The 12,601-nt window shown below is 70.3% G+C and carries 11 protein-coding genes; 3 read left to right on the top strand and 8 right to left on the bottom strand.

Translation table 11 applies throughout. The features are described from left to right. The first annotated feature begins 51 nt into the window (after nucleotides 1-51). The gene (locus ACWDTP_RS15760; protein ID WP_450021260.1) at nucleotides 52-1,455 is read left to right on the top strand and encodes an alpha/beta hydrolase; all 1,404 of its coding nucleotides are present in this window, start codon (nucleotides 52-54) and stop codon (nucleotides 1,453-1,455) included. Between the two features lie 16 nt (nucleotides 1,456-1,471). Here ACWDTP_RS15760 and ACWDTP_RS15755 read toward each other — a convergent pair whose 3' ends face one another. Then, a complete protein-coding gene (locus ACWDTP_RS15755; RefSeq protein ID WP_450021308.1) occupies nucleotides 1,472-2,560 on the bottom strand; it encodes a hypothetical protein in 1,089 nt (362 codons plus the stop codon). Nucleotides 2,561-2,565: 5 nt separating this feature from the next. Further along, complete coding sequence (locus ACWDTP_RS15750; RefSeq protein WP_450021258.1) at nucleotides 2,566-3,888, bottom strand: hypothetical protein; 1,323 nt, start codon at nucleotides 3,886-3,888, stop codon at nucleotides 2,566-2,568. A 65-nt stretch (nucleotides 3,889-3,953) separates the two neighbouring features. Here ACWDTP_RS15750 and ACWDTP_RS15745 point away from each other — a divergent pair, with 65 nt between their 5' ends. Next, nucleotides 3,954-4,403: a hypothetical protein gene (locus ACWDTP_RS15745; RefSeq protein ID WP_450021256.1), complete on the top strand. Its 450-nt coding sequence runs from the start codon at nucleotides 3,954-3,956 to the stop codon at nucleotides 4,401-4,403. Between the two features lie 118 nt (nucleotides 4,404-4,521). Then, nucleotides 4,522-5,529 carry a LacI family DNA-binding transcriptional regulator gene (locus ACWDTP_RS15740; protein WP_450021254.1) on the top strand — a complete coding sequence of 336 codons (1,008 nt, stop codon included), beginning with the start codon at nucleotides 4,522-4,524 and terminating at the stop codon, nucleotides 5,527-5,529. A gap of 26 nt (nucleotides 5,530-5,555) precedes the next feature. Here the strand turns inward: ACWDTP_RS15740 and ACWDTP_RS15735 are convergent, their stop codons facing one another. From ACWDTP_RS15735 to ACWDTP_RS15710, 6 genes are all read right to left on the bottom strand, one after another. Next, nucleotides 5,556-6,278: an SDR family oxidoreductase gene (locus ACWDTP_RS15735; protein WP_450021252.1), complete on the bottom strand. Its 723-nt coding sequence runs from the start codon at nucleotides 6,276-6,278 to the stop codon at nucleotides 5,556-5,558. Nucleotides 6,279-6,309: 31 nt separating this feature from the next. Next, nucleotides 6,310-7,104, bottom strand: a complete 795-nt coding sequence (locus ACWDTP_RS15730; protein ID WP_450021250.1) for an HpcH/HpaI aldolase family protein — start codon at nucleotides 7,102-7,104, stop codon at nucleotides 6,310-6,312. Further along, nucleotides 7,101-7,964: a dihydrodipicolinate synthase family protein gene (locus tag ACWDTP_RS15725; RefSeq protein WP_450021248.1), complete on the bottom strand. Its 864-nt coding sequence runs from the start codon at nucleotides 7,962-7,964 to the stop codon at nucleotides 7,101-7,103. Before ACWDTP_RS15725 ends, ACWDTP_RS15730 begins: the two co-directional genes overlap by 4 nt. Nucleotides 7,965-8,034: 70 nt before the next feature. Next, the gene (locus ACWDTP_RS15720; protein WP_450021246.1) at nucleotides 8,035-9,372 is read right to left on the bottom strand and encodes an MFS transporter; all 1,338 of its coding nucleotides are present in this window, start codon (nucleotides 9,370-9,372) and stop codon (nucleotides 8,035-8,037) included. Between the two features lie 244 nt (nucleotides 9,373-9,616). Then, nucleotides 9,617-10,831 carry a CHAT domain-containing protein gene (locus ACWDTP_RS15715; protein WP_450021244.1) on the bottom strand — a complete coding sequence of 405 codons (1,215 nt, stop codon included), beginning with the start codon at nucleotides 10,829-10,831 and terminating at the stop codon, nucleotides 9,617-9,619. Beyond that, nucleotides 10,813-12,555 (bottom strand): hypothetical protein, encoded by a 1,743-nt coding sequence (locus tag ACWDTP_RS15710; RefSeq protein ID WP_450021242.1) that lies wholly within the window; start codon nucleotides 12,553-12,555, stop codon nucleotides 10,813-10,815. The genes ACWDTP_RS15715 and ACWDTP_RS15710 overlap by 19 nt, the downstream gene beginning before the upstream one ends. Between the last annotated feature and the right edge of the window lie 46 nt (nucleotides 12,556-12,601).

The following is a 12,601-nucleotide window of genomic DNA, read 5'->3' as shown; positions in this document are numbered from 1 at the left end:
GGTGACAGAACCTCACAGCCGATCACCAGGATGGGCCGCCACGATTAGCCTGTGACCTTCACCCACCATCTGTCCCTGATGCACGGCTGGGTCCCGACGACGGTGCAGATCCTCGCCGCCGTCACCCTGGCCGCCGCGGTGGTGTGGCGCAGCCGGCGCTGGGGCCTGCGCTGGCTGCCGGTGGCGGCGCTCGTCGGCGCCGCCCTGGCCGCAGGCACCTACTGGTACATCCAGGACCAGGGCCTGACCGGCAATCCGGCGCCGCGGTCGTTGTGGGTGTGGGTCGCGCTGACCGGGGCCGCGGTGGTGATCCTGCTCGCCGGGTGGCGGGGCAGCCGCTGGTGGCGGCGCGGCGCCTCGGCCCTGGCGGTCCCGATGAGCCTGCTGTGCGCCGCGCTGGCGCTGAACCTGTGGGTGGGTTACTTCCCGTGGGTGCAGACCGCATGGAACCAGCTCACGGCGGGCCCGCTGCCCGACCAGACCGACCAGGTGACGGTCACCGCCATGCAGCGCACGGGCGCGATCCCGGCCAGGGGCACGGTGGTGCCCGTCGAGATCGGCAACGCCGCCTCGGGATTCCGGCATCGCGGCGAGTACGTCTATCTGCCTCCGGCCTGGTTCTCGCGCAACCCGGCGCCGAAACTGCCCACGGTGATGATGATCGGCGGTGAGTTCAACACCCCCGCGGACTGGATGCGGGCCGGCAACGTGATCAAGACGGTGGACGAGTTCGCCCGCCGCCACGGCGGATACGCGCCCGTGCTGGTGTTCGTCGATCCGGGTGGCGCCTTCAACAACGACACCGAATGTGTCAACGGGGCCCGTGGAAACGCTGCCGATCATCTCACCAAAGATGTTGTGCCGTATATGAACGCGCACTACGGAGTGAGCCCGGCCGCGGCCAACTGGGGCATCGTGGGGTGGTCGATGGGCGGCACCTGCGCGGTGGATCTCGCGGTCATGCATCCCGAACTGTTCAGCGCGTTCGTCGACATCGCCGGGGATATCGGGCCCAACTCGGGCACCAGGGCACAGACCGTCGACCGCCTCTTCGGCGGCAGTTCGGCGGCCTGGGCCGCATTCGACCCGACCACGGTGATCAACCGGCACGGCCAGTACCGCGGTGTCGCCGGCTGGTTCGACGTCAACGATGCCACGCCCAACCAGGCCGCCAAGACCAACCAGACCGGGTCCACCGGCCCCACGATCAAGCCCGCGGGCCGGTCCAACGATCAGGCGAAGGCCGCGGATTCGCTGTGCGCGCTGGGTTCGGCGCACGGCATCGCGTGCGCCGTGGTGAGCCAGCCGGGGACCCATGACTGGCCGTTCGCCACCGCGGCGTTCACGGCCGCGCTGCCGTGGCTGGCCGGCGCGATCGGCACCCCGCAGGTCTCCGAGGTCGGTCTGCCCGCCCAACCCACCTCGGCGGCCTATATCCAGACGGCAGCCAAGTAGGCCCGGACAACACCGCTCAGTAGTCGGATTCGGCGGCCAGGATCTCGGCCAGGAACGCATCCTCGGGTGGTGCCGCGAGCCGGGCCCTGGCCAGCGCACGCACCCGGTCGCGGGTCCGCACCGACTCCCCGGTCCCGGCTCCCACCACGAGTTCGGCGGCCGCCCATTCGGTGTTCCACGCCTGCGCCGCGCCCAGCGGCGCACCGTCCGCGCCGAGCAGGGTGAGGACCGCGCGCCCGTCGGCATCCAGTGATCCGGCGGCCGTTCCGTCACCGCAGCGCAGCGTCACCGGAATTCCCTGCGCCGAACCGGATCCCGACAGTGCCACCTGCACAACGGCAGTGACACCGGTCGCGATGTCGACCACCGACCAGTCGACGGTGTTCTCTGCCGCATCGAAGATCGCGGGCGGCACCGCCGACCAGTGCACCGTCGCCGTTCCGACGGCGATGGCCCCGCGATCCCGGGGCCGCTCTCCCGGCCCGGCGGCCAGCGCGTAGTCGTCACGTCCGCCGGTGTGCGGCCGCGACCCGGCCGAGCTCAGCCCGATCTCGGCGGCCAGTTCGCGACACTCCTCGACCAGCGCGACGACTCGCGGATCACCGTCGGCGGCACGCGATTCCAGAGCGGCCAGGTGCGGGGCGAGCAGCCCGCCCGGATCGGCGTCGATGGTGTCGTCGGTAAAGTAGTCCTCGGCCGCCACCGTCAGCAGTGCGATCTCGGCATCGAGCACCGCGCGGTCGAGGGCGGCGATACCGTCACGGTCGCTGGCCGGCCACCACCGGCGCAGCCAGTGCCCCAGTGCCAGCCGCCGCAGCGCCGCCGCCGAACCCGGCCGCACCGCCACGCCGTCGAGTTCGACCGGTTGCCGCCGGTCACGGTGACACAGCGTGTCGACGAGGGCGACGTGGCCGGCTTCGCCGGTCATCCGCCACAACCAGTCCGCCCGAACCGGATCGGTGAAGGCGATCTCCGGCGGGTCGGCCGGATCGCCTTCGACCGTCCAGGACAGCACCGCCCCGCTGACCTCGAGGACGGCGGCCAGCGGCGGCTGCGCGGGCGGCGAACCGGTACTCCACAGACCGGATTCGGCGCTCAGGATCAAACCGCTCATCCGGTCACCCGCACTTCCAGCATGGCTTTGATCCGCTGCCGGTGATCCAGGCTCACCGACCGCGCGACGCCCTCCAGCAGGGACCGCACATCGTCGACGTCGGCGCACGACTCCTGCCACACGTCGCGGCCGTGCAACCGGGCCCAGAGGCGGCTCAGATACGGCCTGGCGAATGCGCCGAGATCGTCGACCACCCGTTGCTGGTGCGGGTGCACGGGCCCGCCGTCGTGCAGATAGCGGCGGGCGTGCAGCACATAGGCCTCCTTGGCCAGCCGGGCCTGGATCCGCGCGGACAGTTCGTGGCGGGCCTGCGGGCACGCCGCGAGTGGCCGCAGGTCGATGGCCACCTCGATCCCGGTGAGCAGGCTGCACTGCTTGTCCTCGGCCAGCAGGCCCCACGGCGCACACGCGCGGTCGACCTCCTCGTCGCACAGCAGCGGGATGTCGGGCAGCTCGTCACGGTCCATCGCGCGCCGCAGGGTGGCCCTGACCCGTTCCACCACGCTGCGGTCCAGCGGTCGCTCGCCGTCGTAGACCGCCGTGACGGTCGGGGGTTGTTGCGGCTCAACCGAACACAGCCCGACCTCGACGAGGGAGAAGGGCAACCCGGCGTCGGCCAGCCGGGCCTCGGCACCGAGGTTGTAGGGCGTGGCGTCGGCGATCAGCACCGACCACACCCGCTGGCGGGCCATCTCGGCACTGTGACCGTGGGCGGCTCCGAGCACCGTGGCCAGCCCGGCGAAGAACGGTTCGGTGATGGCCCGCGCCGGCCGGACATCACGCCAGCTGCGCTCCAGCTGCCGCTGCAGCCGCGCGATCACCTGTGGATCGGCGATGTGCTCGTTGAGCACCTCGACCGTGGCCCGGTCGCGACCGTGGTGGATCTCGTGCAGCACGGCCGCCGCGTCGTGGCGGCCGTCCGGTGCACCCCGGGTCACCGCGAGTTCGAAACAGACCGGGAAGTACAGCTCCTGGGCGTTGCCGGTGGTGATGCGCTGCGCCCGGCGTTCCTGCTTGAGCAGGACGAACCAGGCCGCCGCGGAACGCAGTTGCGGCGCATGCGCCACGATCGCATCGTGGGCCTCGGTGGCCACCTCGGGGGCCAGCACCGCCGCGGAGAACTGCGTATTGCTGCGCAGGCGCAGCACCAGTGGGTCGATGATGCGTTTGACGGTGCGGCGCAGTGGACCGCCGCCGTCCCCGCTGAGCACCTCGACCCCGGGCCCGATGGCCCGCCATGCCCGGTCGATGACGGCGAGCCGCGGCTGGGCCGCCCGCACCGCGGCATCCGCCGTCGCGGTATCGGGCCGGATGCTCACCGGCACCAGGATAGAGCGGCCGAACTTGGGTTCGGTAGCCGTGGTGCGGACCGACCCTGGTCCACATGACCGACGCCATGATGCTGGCCCTGCTGTGCCTGGCCTGCGGCGGCGCCGCGGGGGCCGTCCTCACCGCCCGCCGGGCCCGATACGCCCGACCCGACGACGAGGCGGCCGAACGCCTGGTCACGTTCGAGGAGTTGCTGGCCGAGTTCGACCACATGCTGATCCGCAAAGGACTGGTGACCGGCGCGCAGCTGACACTGATCCGGCACGGTACCCGGGGGCGCGGTGTGGTCACCGGGATGCGCACCACCGGAACGGCCAGGGAGGACTATCGCGAAGTCGAGCTGGACCTCATGGTGAGCCGGCCGGGCGGTGGGCAGTTCCCGGCCAGGCAGACCGCGTTGATCCCGGCCGCGGCGCTGGCGAAGGTTATGCCGGGCAGCGCGATCGACGCCTACTACCGGCCGGACGACGAGGGCACCGTCGCGGTATGTGTCCCGCCGCCCTGATCGAGCGCGCCCGCCGTGGGCCAAATCCGTTGGCCCCGGGGAAAATCGGCGGTCACACCCGAGTTTGCGCTGATCGTCGGCGGCCGCCCGGTATGATCAAGGCCCGATAACCCCACCGGTGACGCCCCAGGAGACGATCAGCTCGATGGTCCGCCCGGCACGTGTGACGATCCAACAGGTCGCCGATGCGGCAGGCGTGTCCACCGCCACCGTGTCTCGCACCCTGGCCGGGCTCCCGGGCGCCGGCTCGGAGGTCCGCGACCGGGTGATCCGCACCGCGGACTCGCTCGGCTACCGGGTCGACCCGATCGCCCGGTCACTGCGCGGCCGGCGCTCGGGCATGGTGGGCCTGGTGGTGCCCGACATCGTGAACCCGTTCTTCCCGGCCCTGGTGCGCGAACTCGAGGATGCCCTGCAGGGCGGTGGAACCGGGATCCTGATGGGCGACGCCCAAGGGTCGGCCGAGGTCGAGCGGCTGCGGGTGCAGGCCCTGGTGGGACGTCGGGTGGACGCGCTCGTGATCAGCCCGGTGCACGCCCGCAAGTCCCGCAGGACACTCCAGGAGGCGGCCCTGCACACCAGGGTGGTGCAGGTGGACCGGCGGGCCAGCGCCAAACTGCCCTACGTGGGCGCCGACCACCGGGGCGCGATGGAGACGGTGTATGAGCTTCTGCGACAACGCGACTGCCGCCGTTTCGCGTTCCTCGGCTACGACGACGGGGTTTCCACATCGGCCGAACGGCTCAAAGCGTTCGAAGCCGTCACCAAGGACATCGATCCCGGGGCGGCCGGTCGCACATTGCACGCGACCCAGTTGGCCGCCGACGAGGTGTCCCCGGAGTGGCTCGATGCGCACATCCGGGACGTGGACGCGGTGATCACCACCAGCGACCTGCTCGCGGTGTCCCTGCAACTGGCACTCACCGAACGGGGGCTTCGTGTCCCCGACGACATCGCCATCGTGTCCTTCGACAACACCCGGCTGGCCGCCGTGGCGGGCCTGACCAGCATCCGGCAGCCGCTGCCCGAGATGGCCGGTCTCGTCACCCAATTGGTCGACGGCCCCGACGACGTACGCCACCACGACGAACTGCCCTGCACGCTCGTGCGGAGGGCATCGGCGTGAGGGCAGTACGTCGCCGATCGGGGTGATCAGCCCCAGCTGGGCTCACTCATCGGGCGCAGGGCCACCTCGAGAATGCGGTAGTGCTTGGGGCGGGTGAGCACGAACTCGGTGAGGTCGGCGATGTCGTCGGCCCGCATCATCTGCTGCAGGGCCTGCGACCCCTGCTCGCGGCCCCGTCCGTCGCCGACCGCGAAGGCGGTGGCCACGCCACCGGGGCACAGGTTGGTGACGCGGATCCCCTCCTCGCGGAGTTCGTTGTCGAGGCCCTTGAACAGCCCGACCTGGCCGAACTTCGAGCCGCTGTAGGCGGCTTCCCCCGGGAGACCGCGCCGCCCGGCCTCGGACGCGATCGCCACCAGGTCACCACCGTTGCCCGCCGCCCGGAGGTGCGGCAGGGTGGCGCGAACGGTGTTCACGGTGCCGGTGAAGTTCGTATCGATCATCTCCTGGACCCGGTCCTCCGGGACGTCCAGGAAGTTGCCGTAGTGGCCCACTCCGGCGTTCGCGATCACGATGTCGATCGCGCCGAACTTCTCCACGGTCGCATCCGCGAAGCTCTTGGTCTGGGCGAGGTCTCGGACGTCCACCTGCTGAACGTGGGACCCCTCGATCCCCAGGTCGGTGGCGTTGCGCGAGCCAAGGGCCAGCTTGACGCCGTGATCGGCCAGCCGGGCGGCGATGGCCCGACCGATTCCGGACGATGCGCCGGTGATCAGGGCCACCTTGCCGGACAGGTCTTGTGCGGGCATGTAGTCAGTTCTCCTCTTGATTGTCGATCGTTCAGTTCCGCGCGAGGGCCCGCATGGCGTCGATGCCACCACGCAGGGCCGCCTGGAAGACCTTGACGTCGTTGCCGAAGGCGAGCACCCGGTAGCCCCGGTTGAGCATGTCCTCGGCGACGGCGGGATCGGCCGTGGTGAACCCCGCCGCCTTGCCGGCCGCGGCTGCCGCCGCGGCGACCCGGTCCAGGGCGGCGAGGTAGGCGGGGTGCGCGAAATCGCCTGCCACACCGAGGGAAGCCGCCAGGTCGTTGTCCCCCACCCACAGCACGTCGATCCCGTCGACCGAGGCGATCTGCTCGACCCGGTCGAGGCCGCGAGCCGTCTCGATCTGGACGAACACCACCACATCGTCGTTGGCCGCGTCGAGTTCGGCCGCCGCGTCCGCGGGCGGGCGAAAGTCGTCCCACCCGAAGTTGAAGGTCACCGGCCGGGCGCCCTCCGGCGTTGTGGCGGTCGGATATCTTGTGGCGCGGACGATCTCGGCCGCGGCCTCGGCCGACTCGACGGCCGGGACCATGATCAGACGGGCACCGGCGTCCAGCGCCTGACCGATCAGCCACGGCACCGCCTGAGGTACCCGGACCCCGGGCGTGATGGCGCGTCCGTGCACGGCGGCGATCCCTGGAGCGATCTCGGCCGTGGTCCAACCGGTGTGCTGGAGGTCCCAGAAGACGAATTGCGCACCGGCACTGTCGGCGAGCCGGGCCACCCCTGGGGTGGCGAACTCCATCAGGAAGGTCCCGAAAACGGGAGTGCCGTCCCGAAGGGCGGTCCGGACCTGGTTCGGCCTCACTTGGGGCTCCGCCACGGCGCGGTGAGCTTCCCGTTCCCGAACCCGTCGGCGACGAGGCGGCGCTTCACCGCCCCGATGAACTCACCCTCGTTGGTCGCGGCCGCGGTGCCGATCTCGACCAGGTAGTCGTTCACCACGGCCTGCTTCTTCCACGCCGCGGGCAGGTCGCCCGCCTTGGCGGTGTTGATCAGATCGACGAACAGGGCCGGGTTGGACGCGCTGACCACGGACACGATCGAGGTGACGCCCACCGCGATGCTGGCGGCGATCAGCTCCTCCTGGCCCTGGAAGACGATGAAATCGTCCGGGGTGTCCCACACCAGGCGCTGGGTCTCGGCGATCGCGGTGGTGGAGTCCTTGGTGCCGGCGATGCCGTCCGTGTTCGCCAGGGTGATCATCGTGTCGATCGACAAGCGGTTCTTGGTGAAGAACGGATTGTGGTACGGGAACACCGGCTTCTGGGTGAGGTCGACCAACGAGACGAAGTAGTCGATCAACTCGTCCTGGGAGTATCCGTAGTAGGTCGGCGGAACGGCGAACGTGCCCTTGATCGGCAGGTCCGCGATCGGGCGGTACCGCTCCATCGCCCTGGCGGTGCCCTCGGCGCTGATACCGGCCAGCACCGGGAAGTCGGCACCGAGTTCGTCGAACAGCACCTCGAGGGCCCGGCGCCGGACGTCGTCGGTGAGAGTGAGGCCCTCCCCTCCTGAGCCGAACATCCAGAAACCGGAGGCCCCGGCGTCCGCGTTGGCCCGGTAGAGCGCCCGCTGGGCGGGCTCGTCCAGCTTCTCGCCGTCAGTGATCAGGGTCGGGCAGGCCGGGAACAGGCCGTGGAAGTGGGCCGGGTTGTGGGTGACCATGGGATTCTCCTTCTATTTCGGGGCTAAGTCGGGATCGACGGATGTGACGGGATTCGGGGACCGCCGCCGGTCAGCGGCTCTCGGTGAGTTCGGCGGACTCCCCCTTCCGGGCGCGCCCGGAGGTGTCGCCGAGGACGCGCCGGGAGAGCAGGGCCATGATTGCGGCGAACACCAGCCAAGCGGCCAGGAACCACATCGCCGGGGTGGTGGAGCCGGCCGCGTCGGTGATGGCACCGACGGCGTACGGTCCGATGAAGCCGCCCAGGTTGCCGACCGAGTTCACGCAGGCAATCCCGACCGCCATGGACGAGGCGGCGAGCACCTTCGTCGGCATCGAGAGCAGGATCGGCTGACCGGCCATCAGGCCGACCGCGGCGAGCGTGATCAGCGCCATCTGGATGACCGGGTTGGTGGTGGTACCGATCAGCAGGAAGGCGACCGCGCCGAGCAGCGGTGGGATCGCCATGTGCCAGTACAGTTCCCGCTTGCGCTGCGAGCGCCGCGGCCAGTACCACAACGCCAGCACGACGAACACGTACGGGATCGCGGTGATCACACCGGTCATGGTGTTGCCGGTGCCGAAGTTGCTGACGATGGTGGGCAGCCACAGTTGCAGGCCCAGGGTCGCGACCGGGAAGGCGAGCCAGAAGGCGGCCAGAAACAGAACGCGCTTGTCCCGCAGGGCCGAAAGGGGATTTCGGTGCTCGGTGGTCTCGGCCTGGCTGCCCGCCACCGCGGCCAGCACCTGGTCCCGCTCCCGGGGCGTGAGCCAGCGCGCGTCGGCAGGCCCGTCGGGCAGGACCTTGAGCACGACGAATGCGAGCAATACCGCGGGCAGACCGGTGAGGATGAACATCCACTGCCAGCCGGCGAGGCCCAGGGTGCCCTGCATGGCATCGATGATCCAACCGGAGACGGGCGCCCCGATGATCACCGCCATCGGGTTGCCGAACATCAACAGACCGATCATCCGGGACCGGTGCTGGAACGGGAACCACGACGCCAGGTAGAAGATCAGGCCGGGCATCAGGCCCGCCTCGGCGGCGCCGAGCAGGAAGCGGAAGGCGTAGAACATCCACTCGTTGGTGGTGAGGAACGTCAGGATCAGGACCAGGCCCCAGGTGATCATGATGCGGGCGAACCATTTGCGCGCACCGAACTTCACCACCATCAGGTTCGACGGCACCTCGAACAGGAAGTAGCCGATGAAGAAGACGCCTGCACCGAATCCGTACGCGGCGTTCGACAGGCCCAGATCGGGTTGCATGGTCAGCTTGGCCACACCGACGTTACTGCGGTCGATGTAGGCGACCAGGTAGATCAGCACCAGGAACGGGATGAGCCGCCAGGTGATCTTGCGCAGCAGGTCGCGGTCCAGCCCCGGCTCAGGTTTCGCGGTGTCAGCCACGGCTCTCCTCCCCTGTCTCGTCGCCGGCAACGCGCTGCTCCATGTTGCTACCTCCTCGTAGTCCCGATGGAACGCATATCGGAGTGCGGTGTGATGATCGAGACTCAACGTAAACGATTACGTTGCCGTGCACAAGGGCGGCGCGCCCCGCGGCGATCCGCGCCGGCGGTTCCGCCGGCATTGAGGTCAAATCCCTTGGGGTGCAACCGACAATTGCGACGTGGTCAGCACCTGCCGACCCGATTCAGCGAGCGCCGTCGACGGCGAAGCTGGCCAGCGCGGCCCAGTGCAGCGGGCTGGCGGTGCCGTCGCCGTCGCGCCAGCGCCGCATCTGGGCCCGCTGCCAGCGGTTCACCGCCAGGCCCGCATCCTCGTCGCGGTGGGCCAGATCGACGCCGGTGACGGTGTCGGCCATCGGATCGGTCTTGGTGCCCGCCGACCCGAACTGGCGGAATCCGGCGGTGGTCGGCAGCGACCACAACGTCGCGGTCACCAGCTGGGCACCGCCCAGGATCATCGCCGCCACCAGGCCGGCCGCCTCGTCGAACCGGTAGTCACCACCGGATGCGCAGGCCAGCAGCGCCACCCGCGGCGGGACCGGCAGCTGCGTCGCGATCATCTCCCCCGCGGTCAGCGGCTGGTCCTCGGCCAGGTGCAGCGCCGCACGGTCGGCATGCCCGGCGGCGCCGTCGGCGGCGCTGGCATGCCCGACGTAGAGCAGCCGCGCCGGGTCCTCGGCACACAGGTCGGCCAACCGGCGCCGGTCGGTGTCGGTGCGCCGGAACAACTCGACCGCGTCATCCACCTGGGGCAGCACCCGCTGCCCGGCCATCAGATCGGCGAAGTGGCGGGCCAGCGGGCTCTGCGCCGAGGGCCTGCCCAGCACCGATCCCAGCGCAGAATCCGGCCGCTGCCCGGGTATGCGCGGGTCGAGCACGAGCACCGGCGGACGGTCGCGGCGGTCGGTCCACCGGCAGGCGGGGCGTGGCGCGTGCACGATGTTGGGCGGTGCCGCCATCAGCACGTCCGCCACCTCCATCAACCGGAAGCGGTGCGGTCCCGGCATCGCGAGCTGCCCCCAGGGCACCCGCCCGAGCCGCGGGCTCGGCGTCACGAACAACACCGGACGCGGCGAGTCCACACAGTCGGCCAGCAGCTGCCAGCCGTCGATCCCGATCAGGTTGGCGGCCAGCAGCCCGGCCAGTTCGAGTTCTGTTTCGGGGCGGGCGAATGCACCCGCGGTGACGGCCCGCTCGATCGCCTCGGCGGGCGTCTCGGTGCCGACCGGATCCGGCAGCGCCGGGTTGAGCGCCGCGTCGACCGCCTCCAGGTGCGGCTCCTCGACCACCCACGTGACCGAACGCCGCGGCTCCCCCACCACCCGCAGGCTGGCATAGGTCGCGATACCGACGTCGGCGAACCGCATGACCAGGGTCCGGGTCACGGCCACGTCGTCCATTCCGCCCCTGGCGCGGTGACATCGCGGCCATACCGCTGCAGCGCCAGTTGCCGGTAGTGGCTCATGATCGGTCCCGAGCTCGGGTCCATCCGCAATGCCGGTAACGGTCCGAGCCGGGTCAACGAGCGTCCGTCGCCGACCGGCGCCGCCGCGGCCGCGACGGCGAGTTGCGGGGCCAGTTCGGCTTCCACCGGCACCGCGGCGGTCGCCGTCTCGGCCCAGTCCCCGGCCGCCGCCGAGGCCGGGTCGGTACTGAATACGCCTCTGGCGCTGTGGTATTCGATGAGTTCACTGGTCAGCTCGACGTTGTCGGATTCCCACGCCACCGCGAAGGCCCCGGCCAGCAGCGGTGCCGAGACCTGGTTGGCCCACCGGGCCCGCGCGCCCGCGTCGGCGATGGTGTAGCGCACCGAGTCGACCGCCAGCGCGGCCGGGACTTTCAAGTCGGTAGCCCGGCCCAACTTGACCATGCCGCGGCGGTACTTGCGGCTGCCCGGGCGGCAGTTGTACGAGCCGGTTCCCGCCGCATGCCGCTTCTCGACCTGTTCCCAGCTGTCCCCCGGTTTGCCGAGGCCGTCGAAACCCATCTCCGCCAGCGCGTCCGCGCGCCAGATGTTGCCGAGGTGGGCATCCAGCCGGGCATACTGCAGCCAGCTGTGTCGCGGTGAGGCGTCCAGCAGCTCCCTGGCCTCGTCCACCATGGCGATCGCCTCGTCGAACAAGCCGCGGAAAAGAGCTATCCAACTGCGCTGCAACAGAATCCGATGGATGTAGAGGGGGCGCTCGATCTCCCGCCAGTGCCGCTCGGCCTGCTCCCAGCATTGATCGGCCTCCCGCAGCTTGCCCAGACCCACCCGGATCAGCCCGAAATACAGCCAACTCCGGGACACATCGTGCGCGCGGGCGTGTTCGGCGATCACCGGGTAGGCCTCGGTGACCAGGTCCTGGGTCTGGGCGTACTCACCGCCCGACCATGCGGCCGCGGCCCGCTCCAGCCGGGTGCGGGCGGCGGCGAGTTTCCAGTCGCGGGCCTGCGCGCGGGCATCGGCCCGGCGCAGCCACGGCTCGGCCTCGTCGAGACGCCCCGACTCGACGCAGAACCGGCCGTAGCCCAGCGCACCGGTGACGAACAGGTGATCGGTCTCGGCATCGTCGGCACCGGGCCCGGCATGGTCCTCCAGGACCTCGAGCACCTCGGCCCACACCGGAACCGATGCGGCGTAGAGGTCGTCGTCGCACAGGCTCTCGGCGAGCAGAATCCTGCTGTGGCAGATCAGGTTGCGGTGCTCGGCGGCCAGATCATCGAAATCCCCCGTGGTTTCGATCAGTGCCGCCAGATGGGTTGCGGCACCGTCGTGGTCACCGCGTGCGGCGGCCAGTCCGGCGCCGAGGAATTCCGCACGGCGGGCATACCGGCAGATCATCCGGTCGACCTCGAACTCGGACATGCTGACCTGAGCGGCAAGGTCGGGCCGCTGCCCCGCGCGGACCGCACGATACATCCCCAGACAGTCACCGATCCGGGAAATGCTTTCCACCACACCGTCATAGGCGGTCCGCGCCAGATAGATCTCGCCGAGCTGAGCGAACACCTCGAGCGCCTGGTCGTCGCGGTCGGCCTGTTCGATCCGGGGCAGCAACGACACCAGCAGATCTCGGGCGGCCCCCTCGTCAGCGGCCAGTGCGAGCCCACGGGCCCGACGCAGGTCCCCGTCGATCGTCACCCCTGCACCCTATAAAAGCGGCGGGCGTGCCCGGTACCGGGCACGC

It is taken from the genome of Mycobacterium sp. NPDC003449 (genome assembly GCF_053588415.1).
The sequence above is the reverse complement of the archived record's forward strand: the minus strand, read 5'-3'. Positions and strand labels throughout refer to the sequence as shown.

Coding starts and splice junctions, on each gene's coding strand:
- ACWDTP_RS15745 (WP_450021256.1), top strand. CDS start 3,954: ATGACCGACGCCATGATGCTGGCCCTGCTGTGCCTGGCCTGCGGCGGC.
- ACWDTP_RS15735 (WP_450021252.1), bottom strand. CDS start 6,278: ATGCCCGCACAAGACCTGTCCGGCAAGGTGGCCCTGATCACCGGCGCA.
- ACWDTP_RS15725 (WP_450021248.1), bottom strand. CDS start 7,964: ATGGTCACCCACAACCCGGCCCACTTCCACGGCCTGTTCCCGGCCTGC.
- ACWDTP_RS15715 (WP_450021244.1), bottom strand. CDS start 10,831: ATGGACGACGTGGCCGTGACCCGGACCCTGGTCATGCGGTTCGCCGAC.